Below are 14847 nucleotides of genomic sequence, written 5' to 3'. Positions count from 1 at the left end.
GGCGGGCCCGGGTGGGCCCGCCCTTCTTGTTTTTGTGGGGGAGGGGGTGTCAGGGGGCGAAGGGGGCGATGGGGTTGTGGAGGGTGCCGATGAGTTGGAGGGCGCCGGCAGGGTCCTGGAGGTCGACCATCTGCTCGTTGTTGCGCAGTTGGAGGCGGTTGAGGCAGGAGAGGGCGAACTCCGGGGCGAACATGTCGTGTTCGGCGAACTTGTCGGCGAGGTGGGGGTGGGCCGCCTGGTAGTCGCTGACGGTGGCGGCGACGGTGCGCCAGAAGGTGTCCTCGTCGAGGACGCCGCGGTCGGCGAGGGTGGCGGCGAGGAAGCGGAAGAAGCAGTCGAAGACGTCGGTGAAGACGGAGAGCAGCTTCTGGTCGTCGGGGACGTCGGCGCGGATGCGCTCCACGGTGGGCGGGAGGACCGCGTCGGCGGACATCACGGCGATCTCCTCGGCGATGTCCTTGAAGATCACCCGGGCCACCGCGCCGTCCTCGACGACCAGGATGGCGTTCTCGCCGTGCGGCATGAAGACCAGGTCGTAGGCGTAGAAGGCGTGCAGGACCGGGGTGAGGTAGCCGTCGAGGTAGCGGCGGAGCCAGACCTCGGGGGCCAGGCCGGATTCCGCGACGAGGGCGGCGGCGAAGGATGCGCCGTCGCGGTCGACGTGGAGGAGGGAGGCCATGGTGGCCAGCCGCTGGCCCGGTTCGAGGGTGGGGACCGGGCTCTCGCGCCAGAGGGCGGCGAGCATCTTGCGGTACGGGGAGCCCTTTTGGGTGGCGGCCTCGTACTGGCGGTGGTGGTAGCCGATGGCGGCGCGCTCGCGGATGATCGAGAAGCGGGCGGCGCGGAAGGTGTCGTCGGCGTCGATCAGGCGGGCCAGCCAGTCGTTGATGGCGGGGGTGGCTTCCATGTAGGAGGCCGAGAGGCCGCGCATGAAGCCCATGTTGAGGACTGACAGGGCGGTCTTGACGTAGTGCTTCTCGGGGTGGCTGGTGTTGAAGAAGGTGCGGATGGACTGCTGGGCGAGGTACTGGTCGTCGCCGGGGCCCAGGCAGACCAGGCGGCGCTGGGCGACCTCGGCGGCGAAGGTGACGGAGAGCTTGTTCCACCACTGCCAGGGGTGGACGGGGAAGAAGTAGTAGGCGTCCGGTTCGAGGCCGAGGGAGGTGAGGGTGGTGGTGAAGCGGGCCCGGGTCTCGGTGGGGAGCTCGGCGTCGATGAGGGTGGCGTAGTCGAGGTCGGCGCCGGCGGTGAAGGTGGCGTGGTCGCGGTGGGCGGCCAGCCAGACGAGCTCCAGCGGGGCGGCGGCCTCGGGGGCGTAGGCGTGGTACTCGTGGACGCCGAAGCCGAGGCGGCCGTTGTTGGCGACGAAGCAGGGGTGGCCCTCGGTCATGCCGGTCTCGACGGCCTGGAAGCCGGCGGTGGCGAGCTCGGCGGCGGTGGGGGCCTTGCCGGCCAGCTTGTAGGCGGTGCCGGAGAGGGTGGAGCTGATCTCCTCCAGGTAGACCGGGAGGATGGCCTCGGACAGGCCGAGGGAGGTGTGGAACTCGGTGATGAAGTCCAGCGCGTCCAGGGGGAGTTCGGCGTCGTCCCGGCGGCGGCTGATGCTGTCCGGATCGATCTGCCAGTGGTCGAGGGCCCGTCTGTGGGCGGTGAAGCGGTAGGTGGTGGTGGCGTCGTCGCTGCGGACGGCGTAGCGGTCGGCGTCGGCCGCGTCGCCCGACGGCTCGGGCGTGAGCAGGCGTTCGTGGGCGAACTCGGCGAGGGCCTTGCGGACTAGGGCGCGGTTGGCGCGCGCCCACAGCTCGGGGGTGAGGTGCGCGACGGCGTCCTGGGCGGGCTGCTGCGGGGTGGCGGGGGAGGGGGCGTTCATCGGCGGTGGTCTCCTCGGGTGGCCAGGAACTGGTCGCGGGTGCAGATGCTGAGGTAGGCGTCCTTGGAAGGGAGTTGCACGGTGCGGACGACCTCGAAGCCGACGGACTCGTTGAGGGCGTGCACCGCGGTGTTGCGGGTGTCGGGTTCGACGACCACGCGCTCGACGGCCGGGTCGGCGAAGAGCATCTCCATGACGGTGGTGATCACCGCGCGGGTGAAGCCGTGGACGGGGGCGTTCGTCGGGGCGGTGAGGAAGTGCATGCCGACGTCGCCGGGGCGGGCGGGGTGGATGCCGACCAGTTCGCGGTGGGCGGGGTCGTAGCGTTCCATGAGGAAGGCCGGGGCGCCGTTGTGCAGGCCGAGGAAGGCGTCGTGGTGGGGGTCGGCGTCGATCCGGGTGAACTCCTTCTCGACGTCGGGCAGATCGCACTCCTGCATGAGCCAGAAGACGGCCTTGGGGTGGGTGACCCAGGTGTGGAGGACGGGCGCGTCGGCGAGCGGGTCGACGGGCCGCAGGGCGAACTCCCCGAGGGCGGGGTCGGTGCGGGTGAAGAGGGGGGCGTTCACGCGGATATCTCCATCGGGTCGTGCGGGCCGGCCGGGGCGGCGAACTCCTGGAAGGCGATGGCCTTTTCGACCGGGTAGTGCTCGCGGCCGAGGAGTTCGCGGATGATGCAGGAGTTGCGGTAGGCGGCCATGCCGAGGTCGGGGGTGACGAAGCCGTGGGTGTGCAGCTCGGCGTTCTGCACGAAGATGTCGCGGCCGGCGGTGTCGATGCTGTAGTTGCGGGCGACGTCGTAGCGGCCCTGGGCGTCCCAGGCGATGCGGTCGCGGACCGGGTCCAGGAAGGCGGGGACCTGGTAGCGGTAGCCGGTGGCGAGGACCAGGCCCTGGGTGGTGAGGGTGAAGTCGCGGTCCTGTTCCGCCTGGTGCATGTCGAGGGTGTAGGTGCCGGTGGCCTCGTCGTAACGGGCGTCCGTCAGGGCCGAGTTGGTGAGCAGGCGGGTGCGGACCGGGCCGGCCAGGCGCTTCTGGTAGAGCAGATCGAAGATGGCGTTGATCAGCTCGGAGTCGATGCCCTTGTAGAGGTGCTTCTGGGTGGCGTTGAGGTGGTCGCGGGTGGCCGCGGGGAGGGCGTGGAAGTAGTCCACGTACTCCGGGGAGGTCATCTCCAGGGTGAGCTTGGTGTATTCGAGGGGGAAGAAGCGGGGGGAGCGGGTGGCCCAGGTGAGCTGGTAGCCGTGTGCGTCGATGTCCTGGAGCAGGTCGTAGTAGATCTCGGCGGCGCTCTGGCCGCTGCCGATCAGGGTGATGCTGTCCTTGGCCTGGAGGGCGGGCTTGGCGTCCAGGTAGCCGGAGTTGTGCGCCGCGTCGCCGCCCAGGTCGCGGCAGGACTCGGGAAGGTGCGGCGGGGTGCCGGTGCCCAGGACCAGCTTGCGGGTGCGGAAGGTGTGGCGCTCGCCGTGGTGGTCGGCGTGGACGAGGTAGAGCTCGGCGCGCTCGTCGTACTCGACGGCGGTGACCGTGTGGGAGAAGCGGACGCTGTCCAGCTTGCCGGCGGCCCAGCGGCAGTAGTCGTTGAACTCGGCGCGCAGCGGATAGAAGCTCTCGCGGATGTAGAAGGAGTACATCCGGCCCGATTCCTTCAGGTAGTTGAGGAAGGAGAAGGGCGAGGTGGGGTCGGCGAGGGTGACCAGGTCGGCCATGAACGGCACCTGGAGGTGGGTGCTGTCCAGCATCATGCCGGGGTGCCAGTCGAAGCCCGGCCGGTCGTCGAGGACGAGGCCGTTGAGCTCCTCGATGGGGGCGGTCAGGCAGGCCAGGCCGAGGTTGAACGGGCCGAGGCCGATGGCGAGGAAGTCGTAGGGGGTCTCGTGGGGGACGGTCACGGGATGTCTCTCCGCAGGGGGGTGGTCGGTCGGGGAGGTGTCAGGGGGCGCTGAGGGCCGGAGCGGGGCGGCCGGCGCCGGGCTGCTCGGCGAGGTAGCGGCCGGCGTGCTCGGCGATCAGGTCGAGGACGGCGGCGATGTCGTCGAGCGTGGTCTCGGGGTTGAGCAGGGTGAACTTCAGGTAGTGCCGGCCGTCGACCGTGGTGCCGGCGACGATCGCGGCGCCGGAGGCGAACAGGGCTTCCCTGGCGTGGAGGTTGACCCGGTCGGTGAGCTCGGGGTCGGGGTCCTGGGTGCCGCCGGGGAGGTAGCGGAAGACCAGGGTGCTGAGCTGGGGCTCGACGACGACCTCGAAGCGGGGGTCGTCGTGCAGCAGTTTCCAGCCGTCCGCGGCCCGGTCGATGACCTCGTCGAAGAGCTCGCCGATGCCCGTCGCGCCCATGGTGCGCAGGGTCAGCCAGAGTTTGAGGGCGTCGAAGCGGCGGGTGGTCTGGAGCGACTTGTCGACCTGGTTGGGGATGCGCTGCTCGACCATCCGGCGCGGGTTGAGGTAGTCCGCGTGGTAGGTGACGTGCCGCAGCGTGGCGTGGTCGCGGACCAGGACGGCGCTGGAACTGACCGGCTGGAAGAAGGACTTGTGGTAGTCGACGGTCACCGAGTCGGCGCGCTCGATGCCGGCGAGGAGGGCGCGGCGGCGGGAGACCAGCAGGCCGCAGCCGTAGGCGGCGTCCACGTGCATCCAGGCGCCGTACCGGGTGGCGAGGTCGGCGATCTCCGGGAGCGGGTCCAGGGAGCCGAAGTCGGTGGTGCCGGCGGTGGCGACGACCGCCATGGGTATCAGGCCGTCGCGGCGGCAGCGCTCCAGTTCGGCGGCGAGGGCGTCGGTGCGCATCCGCTTGGTGTCGTCGACCGGGACGGCGATGACGGCGTCGGCGCCGAGGCCGAGCAGGGTGGCGGATTTGCGGATGCTGAAGTGGCTGACGGCGGAGGTGAGGATGCGCAGCCGGGGCAGCAGGGCGGCGCGGCGGGCGTCGGCGCTCTCGGTGTCGTCGGCGTCGTCGCGGGCCAGTTCGCGGTGGCAGGTCTCGTCCCGGGCGAGCAGCATCGCCTGGAGGTTGGACTGGCTGCCGCCGCTGGTGAAGATGCCGTCGGCGTCCGGGCCGAGGCCGATCCGGTCGGCGGTCCAGTCGACCAGGCGGCGCTCGATGAGGGTGCCGCCGGCGCTCTGGTCCCAGGTGTCCAGGGAGGAGTTGACGGCGGAGAGCACGGCCTCGCCGACGAGCGCGGGGATCACCACGGGGCAGTTGAGGTGCGCGAGGTAGCGGGGGTGGTGGAAGTAGATCGCGTCGCGCAGGTAGAGGTGCTCCAGCTCGTCGAGGGCGGCGGCCGGATCGTGGAGCGGGGCGTCGAGGTCGACGGCGGCGACGGTGGGCGCCAGTTCGTCGACGCGGACGCCGGTGAAGGGGCGGTCGGTGGTGGCGAACCGGTCGCGCAGCCGCGTCACGCTGTCGGTGACGGCGGCGTGGTAGCGGTCGGCGGTGCGCTGGTTGAGGAGATGGGTGCGGCTGTCGGCCGGGTCCTCGGCGGGGTGCGCGAGGAGACTCATGAAGGGGCCCTCCCTGGTGCGGGTCGACCGCGTCCTGTGCAGGCAGGTGGTGCACAGGGGCAGGGGAACCCGCCCGATGACGCAGTGAGGTAAGCCTAACCTAACTGGATCACCGGGTGGATTCGGGGTGCCCGCCGGGGCCGTCAGCTCCCCTGTTCCTCCAGGGTCCGCAGCACCAGACCGGTGGCCGGCTTCGGTCCGAACGACGTGGACTTCCGGGGCATCGTGACGCCCTGCTCGGCGAGTTGACGGACCGTCTCCTCGGAGGTGGGGCGCATCAGGACGGCCGTCCCGCCGTGCCGGGCGGCCTGGGCCACCGCCGCCTCGGTGTGATGGAGGTAGCCGATGTCCGACGGGTGGTCCGGGATCCGCCAGACCTCGTCCAGCAGCACCGAGTGCAGCACCGTGGCGTCCAGTTGCCGCCACACCTCGGGCCGGTCGGTGCGGATCACGCGGTCGAGCAGCCCGGGGTCCGGCTGGTCCAGGAGGTGGAAGCAGTCCGGGCCGCCGGCGAGCACGAAGGCCGCGCCGGGTGTCTTCGCCAGCGTCTCCAGGGCGGCGGACAGCTCGCCCGGCAGCCGGCGGATCCGGAAGGCGCCGGCCACGTCCGCCAGCGCCTTGTCCGGCGGCAGATGCGGCAACACCCGGTGGATGGCCCGGACCTGGAGCGGATAGCGGGCGGTGTCGACCAGCAGCACCAGGCCGGAGGCCCAGGGGGAGTCGGGCCCGGCGTCCGGGCGCTGCTCGTACAGCCGCCGGTAGGTCGCCCAGCGGTGGTGGCCGTCGGCGATCAGCGCCTGGCGGCGGGCCAGGTCCGCGTCGACGGCGGCCAGCTCGGCGGGGTCGGTGACCGCCCACAGGCGGTGCGCGAAGCCGTCCTCGGTGGTGGTGGCGAGCAGCGGGGGGTGCTGGGCGGTGCGCTCGATGACGCCGGCGGCGCCGTTGGCGGTGCCGTCGCCGCAGTACGACAGCAGCAGCGGCTCGAAGTTGGCGGCCGCGGCGTCCATCAGGGCGGCCCGGTCCGCGACCACCTCCGGGATGACGTCCTCGTGGGGGAGGACCGGACCGTCCAGGCGGAGCGCGCCGATCAGGCCGCGTTGGAGGAGGTCGCCGGCGCGCTGCTCGTAGACGTACAGCGCGGGCTGCGGGTCCGGTGTGAGGATTCCCTCTTCGCGCCAGCGGTGCAGGGTGTCTGCGGCCTGGCGGTGGCGGGTGGCCGGATCGGGGGCCTGCGGCAGGATCAGCCGGACGATGTTGTAGGGATCGGAGGTCTCCAACGCCCGGACGCCGTCCGGGCGGACCACGACGTCGTAGGGCGGGGAGGTGACCGCGGTGAGGCTGCTGACCCGGTCCGGGGCGTAGCGCAGGCCGCGGAACGGGAGGAGGCGGAGGCCGTCGGATGTGGTCATTGAAGAATGCTATGCCGGGAAGGCGGTGCGGGATGATCGGGGGAGAGGCCGCGTTCGGCCGGAAACATCGGTAGCCGCGCGGGTGCCGACGGGCGGGCCCGGTGAGGCCGGGAACGGCCCGCGCACCGTGCACGAGGGACCCCCTCCGTGCGGTACGGAGGAGCGAGGAGCAGGACGGCATGAGCGAGCAGGATCGCGGGCGAGGTCGACCCGACGGGTGCCGGCGCGCGCTGAGCGAGGCGTACGACACCGCGCTGCTGGATCTGGACGGGGTGGTCTACGCCGGCGGCCGGGCGATCGACCATGCCGTGGCGTCGCTGACCGCGGCCCGGGACGGCGGGATGCACCTGGCGTACGTCACCAACAACGCGGCCCGCACGCCGCGGGCGGTGGCCGACCAACTGTCCGGATTCGGCCTGTCGACGACCCCCGAGGACGTGATCACCTCCGCGCAGGCGGTGGCCCGGCTGATCGCCGAGCAGGTGCCGGCCGGCTCCCGGGTGCTGGCCGTCGGCGGCGAGGGGCTGCGGGTGGCGCTGCGCGAGCGGGGCCTTACCCCGGTCGACTCGGCGGACGACGACCCCGCGGCGGTGGTGCAGGGCTACGACCCGACGCTGGACTGGGCGCGGCTGGCGGAGGCGGCGTACGCGGTGCAGCGCGGGGTGCCGTGGTTCGCCTCCAACACCGACCTGACGATCCCCAAGGAGCGCGGCATCGCGCCCGGCAACGGCGCGCTGGTCGAGGTGGTGCGGATCGCCGCCGGCGGGACGCCGCAGGTGGCCGGGAAGCCGCAGCCGCCGATGCACCGGGAGACGGTGCTGCGGACCGGTGCGCGGCGGCCGTTGGTGGTCGGGGACCGGCTGGACACCGACATCGAGGGCGCCTGGAACGGCGGGGTGGACTCCCTGCTGGTGCTCACCGGCGTGACCACCCCGGCGGAGCTGCTGGCCGCGCCGCCCGCGCACCGGCCCAGCTACGTGGACGCGGACCTGCGCGGGCTGCTGCGGCCGCAGCCGGAGGTGACGGCGGACGGTGCCGGCTTCGTGTGCGGCGGCTGGCGGGCCGAGGTCGCCGGGGGCGAACTGGTCGTGGACGGCGAGGGGGAGCCGCTGGACGGGCTGCGGGCGCTGTGCGCGGCGGCCTGGACCGCCGCGGGCGGGGGGAGCTGCCCGGCGGATCCGGCCAAGGCACTGCACCGGATCGGTATGTGACGTCACGTCAGGTGCGGGGGGCGGAGGATGCGGGCGGGCCCCGCCGCGGGGAGCGGCGGGGCCCGACGGCTCACTCGGCGGTGGCGGTGGCCGCCGCGGTCAGCTCCGCGATCAGGTCCTCCTCGGTGGCCCCGCGCCGCCAGTAGCCGGTGAACTTGACCGCCCGGCGGTCGAATCCGCGCTCCCGAACCAGGTGCCGGCGCACCGCCTTGACGGTGCCGGCCTCGCCGGCGATCCAGGCGTACGGGGTGCCCTCGGGCAGCTCGGCGGCGCGCAGCGCGTCCAGGACCGGCTCGCCCTGGTGGGCGGTGGAGTGGTCCCGGACGAGCCAGGTGACGTCGGCGTCCGCGAAGGTCGGCAGCGGCTGTTGGTCGCCGTCGTGGCCGACCTCGATCCAGACCTTGGCGGTGGTGCCCGGGGAGAGCCAGGCCAGGATGCCGGCGATGGCCGGCAGGGCGGTCTCGTCGCCGGTCAGCAGGATCCAGTCGGTGCGGGGCGGCGGCCGGAAGTCCACCCCGCCGTTGTCCTCGACGGCCGGCGCGAGGACGGTCAGCCGGTCGCCGGGCCGGGCCGCGAGCGCCCAGCGGCTGGCCGGGCCGCCGCTGGGGGAGGCGGGGTCGTCGGCGCCGTGCAGCGCGAAGTCCACGTCGAACTCGCAGGGGTCGTGGCGCTGTTCGCGGATGGTGTACGAGCGCATCACCGGGCGCTCGGCCGGGTCCTGGGTCCGCCAGGCCGCGTACCAGCCGTCCCCCATGTCCTCGAAGACCGGCGCGGCCTGGTGGGGCTGCGGGAGGAACAGCTTGAAGCGCTGGTCCCGGCCGCCGGAGGCCAACTCCTCAAGCCGTTCCCCGGTGAAGGTGATCCGGACCACGGACGGGCCGAGCCGCCGGGTGCGGACGACCTGGACGTCGAAGAAGCGGAACGGCGCGGTGGTGGGGGCGGCGGTCGCGGTCATGTCGGAACCTCCCGGGACGGGGCGGGCTGGGGCGGGTGGACCGGGCCGGTGGTCAAGCCGGCCCGGGTGTGCGTCAGTTGACCTTCTTCGCGCTCTCGACGGCCTGGGCGAGCGACTCCAGCAGCGGGGCGGCGCCGGCGTACGAGAAGCGCGGCTCGCTGGACCAGGGGGCGATCTGGCCGGCCTTGACGGCGGGGAGCTTGGTCCAGGACGGCTTGGCGGCCAGGTCCTTGGGCTGGAGGGTGGCGGTGCGGTTGTCCAACAGCAGCACGTCCGCCTTGTACTTGTCGGCGTTCTCCCAGCTCAGGGACTCGAAGTAGCCGCCCTTGTCCAGGTGGTCGGGGACGATCAGGTCCACGCCGAGGGACTTGAAGTACATGAGGTCCGCGTTGACGCCCGGGTTGGAGGCGTAGAAGAGGTCGGCGCTGCCGGAGCAGGCGAGGACCTTGACCGGGTGGGCGGCGGCGGCCTTGCGCAGCCGCGCGGCGGCCTGCTCGAAGCGGGCCTTGGCGTCGGTGACCTTCTTGGCCTTCAGGTCCGCGCCGAGCGCGGCCGCGAGGTCCGCGTAGCGCCCGATGATCTGGTCGAGCGGCTTCCGGGAGGCGGTGAGGGCCACGGGCTTGGCCAGCTTGGTGATCTTGTCCTTGCTGTCGTCCGGGACGTACCAGAGCGCGCCCGGCTCGTACATGTTGGTCACCAGCAGGTCGGGGGCGAGGCCCGCGTACTTCTCGACGTTGAACTGGTTGTAGGCGTTGCCGATGATGGTGACCTTGTCGACGTCGAGGTCGCCGGCCTGCGGGTCGGGCTTGCCGTTGCCGAGCTTGGTGGGGCCGAAGACGCCGACGATCTGGTCGTCGATGCCGAAGTCGTGCAGCGCGGCCGCGGTGCCGGTGAACGCGACGATGCGGCGCGGGGTCCGGGGCAGCGAGACCTTCTGCTTGCGGTCGTCGGTGAAGGACCACGGGCCGCCCTTGCCGCCGCCCGAACCCCCGGATTCCTTGCCCCCTCCGCAGGCGGCGAGCAGGGCGCCGATGCCGACGGCGCCGCCCGCGGCCAGCACGCCGCGACGGGACAGGGATACGCTTCGGGTGGTTCGCATGGCTTTGGTGCTTCTCTCTGGAGCGTTCACGCCCCAACGGGCATGGCGGGCAGGCCGAACCGGAAGGGCCGGCAGATCGACAACATGTGAGGGTAGGCTAACCTAACTGGCGTGTTGGTCGACAGTCCCCCCGCAGCCAGTCCCCCCGAGGTGGCGCCGCCCCCCACCGCGCCCCGACGACGATCCGGCGTCCGTGCCGCGGGACTCGCCGCCTCCGTCGCCGTGCTCGCCGTCGTCGCGGTCCTCGGCATCGCGGTCGGCGCCAAGCAGATCCCCCTCGACCAGGTGTGGCACGGGGTGTTCCACTACTCCGGCTCCGACACCGACGTCGTCATCCGGGACGTGCGGCTGCCGCGCACCCTGCTCGGGCTGCTGGCCGGCGCCGCCCTCGGCCTGGCCGGCACCGTCATGCAGGCGCTCACCCGCAACCCGCTCGCCGACCCCGGCGTGCTCGGCATCAACGCCGGCGCCTCGGCCGCGGTGGTCTCCGCCATCAGCTTCCTCGGCGTCACCTCGCTGTCCGGCTATGTGTGGTTCGCCTTCGCCGGCGCCGCGGTGGTCTCGGTCGCGGTCTACGTCCTGGGCGGCACCCGCAGCGCCACCCCGGTCCGGCTGGCGCTCGCCGGCACCGCGCTGACCGCCGTCCTCACCGGCTACCTCAACGCCGTCAACCTCCTGAACTCCGCGGCGCTGGACCGGATGCGCTTCTGGACGGTCGGCTCGCTGGCCTCCGCGACCATGCCGACGGTGACCGAGATCGCGCCGTTCCTGGTGGTCGGCGCGGTCCTCGCGCTGCTGCTGGCCCGCCCGTTGAACGCCGTCGCGCTCGGCGACGACCAGGCGCGGGCGCTGGGGGCCGGGCTCACCCGCACCCGGGTGCTGGCGATGGTCGCGGTCACCCTGCTGTGCGGCGGCGCGACCGCGGTCTGCGGCCCGATCGTCTACGTCGGCCTGATGGTGCCGCACGCGGTGCGTACCCTCACCGGCCCCGACCTGCGCTGGATCCTGCCGTACTCGGCGGTCCTCTCGCCGGTGCTGCTGGTCGGCGCGGACGTGCTCGGCCGCGTGGTGGCCCGGCCCGGCGAGCTCCAGGTCGGCATCGTCACCGCCGTTGTCGGCGGCCCGGTCTTCATCTACCTCGTCCGACGCCGACGGATGGCCCAACTGTGACGGCCACACGGGGAGGGCCGGCCACCGGACAGCGCCCGGGCCGCGCCGGGGAGGAACGAGGAGAGACCGCAGTGAACGCGACAGTGAAGCCCGAGAAGGCCGGGCCGGCCACGGGGACGCCGGGCCGGCGGGCCCGCGCGGTGCGTACCGCGGGCGGCCTCTCGCTCCGGCTGGACGCCCGCGCCGTACTGGTCGGGGGCCTGCTGCTGGCCGTCGCGCTGGCCGCCGCGGTCGCCCTGATCGGCTCCGGCGACTACCCGATGACGCCCTCGGAGGTGCTGTCCACCCTGACCGGTGGCGGCACGACGGGCCAGGAGTTCATCGTCCACGAACTGCGGCTGCCGCGGGTGTTGGTGGGGCTGCTGGTCGGCGCCGCCTTCGGGCTCGCCGGCGCGGTCTTCCAGGCCGTCTCCCGCAACCCGCTGGGCAGCCCGGACGTGCTCGGCCTCTCCCAGGGCTCGTCGGTCGGCGCGCTGATCGTGATCGTGTGGTTCCACGGCGGGACCTTCGCGGTGGCCGGCGGCGCGGTCGCCGGCGGGGTGCTCACCGGGCTGGCCATCTTCCTGCTCGCCTGGAAGCGCGGCATCCACGGCTACCGCTTCGTCCTCGTCGGCATCGGCGCCGCCGCCATGCTCTACGCCGTCGTGCTCTACCTGTTGACCAAGGGCACCATCTACGACGCGACCCGGGCCACCGCCTGGATGACCGGCTCGCTCAGCGGCCGCGACTGGACCCAGGTCTGGCCGCTGGCCGCGGTCTGCGCGGTGCTGGTCCCGATGGTGCTGCTCCAGGCGCGCCCGCTGCGGATGCTGGAGATGGGCGACGACGCGGCCGCCGCGCTGGGCGTGCGGACCGAACGCGTCCGGATCACCCTGTTGTTGGCCGCCGTCGTCCTCGTCGCGGCCGGTACCGCGGCGGCCGGCCCGATCTCCTTCGTCGCCCTGACCGCGCCCCAGCTCGCCCGCCGGGCCACCCGCTCGCCCGGCCCCAACCTGCTGCCCGCCGCCCTCATGGGCGCCGCCCTGCTGGTCGGCGCGGACTGGGCCAGCCAACGGCTCTTCGGCGCCGACCAGTTGCCGGTCGGCGTGCTGACCGGCGTCCTCGGCGGCGGCTATCTGCTGTGGCTGCTGGTCATCGAGCGGAGGGCGGGACGGGTGTGAGCCAGCGCGCCGGCGCGCCCGTCCCCGCCCGGCCCCCGCGCCCCCGCGGCGCCCCCAGCGATCCGACGACCCCCACCACCCCAGGAGCCACCCAGTGAGCAGCCGTCTCGCGGCCGAGGACCTCACCCTCGCCTACGACCAGCGGACCATCGCCGAACGCCTCTCGGTCGCCGTCCCGGACAACTCCTTCACCGTCATCGTCGGCCCCAACGCCTGTGGCAAGTCGACCCTGTTGCGCGCCCTGTCGCGGATGCTCAAGCCGACCGCCGGCGCGGTGCTGCTCGACGGCGAGCGGATCTCCGCCCTGCCGGCCAAGCAGGTCGCCCGCACGCTGGGCCTGCTGCCGCAGTCCTCGGTCGCCCCCGACGGCATCACCGTCGCCGACCTCGTGGCCCGCGGCCGCTACCCGCACCAGGGCCTGCTGCGCCAGTGGTCCGCCGAGGACGAGCGGGTCGTCCAGGAGTCGATGGCCGCCACCGGCGTCGCCGATCTCGCCGACCGCTACGTCGACGAGCTCTCCGGCGGCCAGCGGCAGCGGGTCTGGATCGCCATGGCGCTGGCCCAGCAGACCCCGCTGTTCCTCCTCGACGAGCCGACCACCTACCTCGACATCCAGCACCAGATCGAGATCCTGGACCTGTGCGCCACCCTCCACGAGGAGCAGGGCCGCACCCTGGTCGCGGTGTTGCACGACCTCAACCAGGCGGCCCGCTACGCCACCCACCTGATCGCCATGAAGAACGGCGAGGTGATCGCCGAGGGCGCGCCCTCGGACATCGTCACCGCCGAGCTGGTGCACCGGGTCTTCGGCATCGACTGCCGGATCATCGACGACCCCGAGTCCGGCACCCCGTTGGTCATCCCGGCCGCCCGCCGGCCGGCCAAGACGGCCGTGCCGGCCGCGGCTACAGCAGCGTCCTGAGCCGCAGCAGATCGCGGAAGCCGGCCTCCAGCTTCACCCGGCCACTGCCCCAGGCCCGGGCGAAGTTGAGGTCGCCGGCCACCAGCGCGACCAGGTCGTCCCCGGTCATGGACAGCCGGATCTCGGCCTTCTCCGGCGGCGGCCCGGGCACCGCGGTCACGTCCCGCAGCACCCCGTCGACCAGCCGGCCGACGAAGGTGGTGTCGAGGTCGGTGATGCGGCAGCTGACGGAGCGGTCGAGGGCCGCGGCGCCGCGCACCTCGCCGTCCGCCGAGGACAGATTGTGGGCCAGCCGGTCGAGCGCGGCGCGGCACTGGTCGAGAGTTGCCATCGCGCCCGACGATACGCCAGGTCACGGACGGCCGGGGGCGGGCGTCCGAGGTAGCGTCGGGGGCATGGCAGACCCGACGAACGACCCGGAGCCGGCGGTCCCCGACAACCCGGCCGAAGGCCCGGAAGGGGCACAACTCCCCGGCGGCACCGACCCCGTCGAGCCCGCCGGCCCCCGGCCGCTGGGTCTGGCGGTGACCCCCACCGGCCAGCCCGCGGTCGACGCCGGCCTGGCACGCCTGGCCGGAGCCGACCACCTCCCCGTCAGCGGTCACCTGGGCATGTACGAGGATGTGCACCGAGGGCTGCGCGACACCCTGGCCTCGCTCGACCAGCACCCCGGGCCGTCCGCACCGTCCCCGACGCACGACCGTCCCGATCACTAGGAGCTGAACCACAGGTGGCAGGAGTGGCACGACGCCGACTCGACGCGGAGCTGGTGCGCCGCAAGCTGGCCCGCTCGCGGGAGCACGCGAGCCAGCTCATCGCCGCGGGCCGGGTGACCGTCGGCGGGACCACCGCGACCAAGCCGGCCACCCAGGTGGAGACCAGCGCGGCCGTGGTCGTCCGGGCCGACGAGTCCGACCCCGACTACGTCTCCCGCGGCGGCCACAAGCTGGCCGGCGCGCTGGCCGCCTTCGGCCCCCTGGGGCTGCGGGTCGAGGGCCGCCGGGCCCTGGACGCCGGCGCCTCCACCGGCGGCTTCACCGATGTGCTGCTGCGGGCCGGCGCCGGCCACGTCGTCGCCGTCGACGTCGGCTACGGGCAGCTCGCCTGGCAGCTCCAGAGCGACGACCGGGTCACCGTCAAGGACCGCACCAACGTCCGTGAGCTGACCCTGGAGCAGATCGACGACCGGCCCGTCGACCTGGTCGTCGGCGACCTCTCCTTCATCCCGCTCGGCCTGGTGCTGCCCGCGCTGGTGCGCTGCGCGGCGCCCGACGCCGACCTGGTGCTGATGGTCAAGCCGCAGTTCGAGGTCGGCAAGGAGCGGCTCGGCAGCGGCGGCGTGGTGCGCAGCGCGGCCCTCCGCGCCGAGGCGGTCCGCGACGTCGCCGACCGCGCGGCGGGGCTGGGGCTCGGCGTCCTGGGGGTGACCGCGAGCCCGTTGCCCGGTCCGTCGGGCAATGTCGAGTACTTTCTGTGGCTGCGCGCCGGGGCGCCTGCACTCGACCCGGCGGATGTCGACCGTGCAGTGGCGGAGGGGCCCAGTTGACCACTACC

The 14847-nt window shown here is 73.2% G+C and carries 14 protein-coding genes; 6 read left to right on the top strand and 8 right to left on the bottom strand.

Annotation, left to right across the window (positions count from 1 at the left end; all coding sequences use genetic code 11):
• Nucleotides 1–49: 49 nt before the first annotated feature.
• The 5 genes from ACIQU6_RS29640 to ACIQU6_RS29620 form a co-directional block, all read right to left on the bottom strand.
• Complete coding sequence (locus ACIQU6_RS29640; protein WP_403484762.1) at nt 50–1870, bottom strand: IucA/IucC family protein; 1821 nt, start codon at nt 1868–1870, stop codon at nt 50–52.
• Nucleotides 1867–2439 carry a GNAT family N-acetyltransferase gene (locus tag ACIQU6_RS29635; RefSeq protein WP_403484761.1) on the bottom strand — a complete coding sequence of 191 codons (573 nt, stop codon included), beginning with the start codon at nt 2437–2439 and terminating at the stop codon, nt 1867–1869. Before ACIQU6_RS29635 ends, ACIQU6_RS29640 begins: the two co-directional genes overlap by 4 nt.
• Nucleotides 2436–3761 carry a lysine N(6)-hydroxylase/L-ornithine N(5)-oxygenase family protein gene (locus tag ACIQU6_RS29630; protein ID WP_403484760.1) on the bottom strand — a complete coding sequence of 442 codons (1326 nt, stop codon included), beginning with the start codon at nt 3759–3761 and terminating at the stop codon, nt 2436–2438. Before ACIQU6_RS29630 ends, ACIQU6_RS29635 begins: the two co-directional genes overlap by 4 nt.
• A gap of 40 nt (nt 3762–3801) precedes the next feature.
• Nucleotides 3802–5367, bottom strand: coding sequence for a pyridoxal phosphate-dependent decarboxylase family protein (locus tag ACIQU6_RS29625; RefSeq protein WP_403484759.1), 1566 nt, complete (start codon nt 5365–5367; stop codon nt 3802–3804).
• A gap of 143 nt (nt 5368–5510) precedes the next feature.
• On the bottom strand, nt 5511–6776 hold the full coding sequence (locus tag ACIQU6_RS29620; RefSeq protein WP_403484758.1) for a DUF1015 family protein: 1266 nt from the start codon (nt 6774–6776) through the stop codon (nt 5511–5513).
• Between the two features lie 179 nt (nt 6777–6955).
• Between ACIQU6_RS29620 and ACIQU6_RS29615 the strand changes: the two genes are divergently transcribed.
• On the top strand, nt 6956–7987 hold the full coding sequence (locus ACIQU6_RS29615; protein WP_403484757.1) for an HAD-IIA family hydrolase: 1032 nt from the start codon (nt 6956–6958) through the stop codon (nt 7985–7987).
• Nucleotides 7988–8057: 70 nt separating this feature from the next.
• Here the strand turns inward: ACIQU6_RS29615 and ACIQU6_RS29610 are convergent, their stop codons facing one another.
• Nucleotides 8058–8942, bottom strand: coding sequence for a siderophore-interacting protein (locus ACIQU6_RS29610; protein ID WP_403484756.1), 885 nt, complete (start codon nt 8940–8942; stop codon nt 8058–8060).
• 73 nt (nt 8943–9015) lie between these two features.
• On the bottom strand, nt 9016–10041 hold the full coding sequence (locus tag ACIQU6_RS29605) for an ABC transporter substrate-binding protein (RefSeq protein ID WP_403484755.1): 1026 nt from the start codon (nt 10039–10041) through the stop codon (nt 9016–9018).
• Between the two features lie 111 nt (nt 10042–10152).
• On the opposite strand from ACIQU6_RS29605, the gene ACIQU6_RS29600 reads away from it, so the two are divergent.
• The 3 genes from ACIQU6_RS29600 to ACIQU6_RS29590 all read left to right on the top strand — a co-directional run bounded on the left by ACIQU6_RS29600 (nt 10153) and on the right by ACIQU6_RS29590 (nt 13293).
• Nucleotides 10153–11211, top strand: a complete 1059-nt coding sequence (locus ACIQU6_RS29600) for a FecCD family ABC transporter permease (protein WP_403484754.1) — start codon at nt 10153–10155, stop codon at nt 11209–11211.
• A gap of 71 nt (nt 11212–11282) precedes the next feature.
• A complete protein-coding gene (locus ACIQU6_RS29595; protein WP_403484753.1) occupies nt 11283–12371 on the top strand; it encodes a FecCD family ABC transporter permease in 1089 nt (362 codons plus the stop codon).
• 94 nt (nt 12372–12465) lie between these two features.
• Entirely contained in the window at nt 12466–13293 is an 828-nt protein-coding gene (locus tag ACIQU6_RS29590) for an ABC transporter ATP-binding protein (RefSeq protein WP_403484752.1), read from the top strand.
• On the opposite strand, the gene ACIQU6_RS29585 is transcribed toward ACIQU6_RS29590, so the two are convergent.
• On the bottom strand, nt 13277–13624 hold the full coding sequence (locus ACIQU6_RS29585) for a sterol-binding protein (RefSeq protein ID WP_403484751.1): 348 nt from the start codon (nt 13622–13624) through the stop codon (nt 13277–13279). The genes ACIQU6_RS29590 and ACIQU6_RS29585 overlap by 17 nt on opposite strands.
• Nucleotides 13625–13688: 64 nt before the next feature.
• Here ACIQU6_RS29585 and ACIQU6_RS29580 point away from each other — a divergent pair, with 64 nt between their 5' ends.
• Both ACIQU6_RS29580 and ACIQU6_RS29575 read left to right on the top strand, forming a co-directional pair.
• The gene (locus ACIQU6_RS29580) at nt 13689–14009 is read left to right on the top strand and encodes a hypothetical protein (RefSeq protein WP_403484750.1); all 321 of its coding nucleotides are present in this window, start codon (nt 13689–13691) and stop codon (nt 14007–14009) included.
• Between the two features lie 14 nt (nt 14010–14023).
• Nucleotides 14024–14839 carry a TlyA family RNA methyltransferase gene (locus ACIQU6_RS29575; RefSeq protein ID WP_403484749.1) on the top strand — a complete coding sequence of 272 codons (816 nt, stop codon included), beginning with the start codon at nt 14024–14026 and terminating at the stop codon, nt 14837–14839.
• Nucleotides 14840–14847: the final 8 nt, after the last annotated feature.

Origin of the sequence: Streptomyces sp. NPDC090442 (genome assembly GCF_044769405.1) — a bacterium.
Classification (GTDB): Bacteria; Actinomycetota; Actinomycetes; order Streptomycetales; family Streptomycetaceae; genus Streptomyces.
This window is presented reverse-complemented; position numbering and strand designations above follow the sequence as displayed.

Bases quoted from the DNA above. Each gene is read 5' to 3' on its own strand.
- ACIQU6_RS29585 (WP_403484751.1), bottom strand. From the start codon at position 13,624: ATGGCAACTCTCGACCAGTGCCGCGCCGCGCTCGACCGGCTGGCCCAC.
- ACIQU6_RS29615 (WP_403484757.1), top strand. From the start codon at position 6,956: ATGAGCGAGCAGGATCGCGGGCGAGGTCGACCCGACGGGTGCCGGCGC.
- ACIQU6_RS29640 (WP_403484762.1), bottom strand. From the start codon at position 1,870: ATGAACGCCCCCTCCCCCGCCACCCCGCAGCAGCCCGCCCAGGACGCC.
- ACIQU6_RS29605 (WP_403484755.1), bottom strand. From the start codon at position 10,041: ATGCGAACCACCCGAAGCGTATCCCTGTCCCGTCGCGGCGTGCTGGCC.
- ACIQU6_RS29620 (WP_403484758.1), bottom strand. From the start codon at position 6,776: ATGACCACATCCGACGGCCTCCGCCTCCTCCCGTTCCGCGGCCTGCGC.
- ACIQU6_RS29625 (WP_403484759.1), bottom strand. From the start codon at position 5,367: ATGAGTCTCCTCGCGCACCCCGCCGAGGACCCGGCCGACAGCCGCACC.
- ACIQU6_RS29610 (WP_403484756.1), bottom strand. From the start codon at position 8,942: ATGACCGCGACCGCCGCCCCCACCACCGCGCCGTTCCGCTTCTTCGAC.
- ACIQU6_RS29580 (WP_403484750.1), top strand. From the start codon at position 13,689: ATGGCAGACCCGACGAACGACCCGGAGCCGGCGGTCCCCGACAACCCG.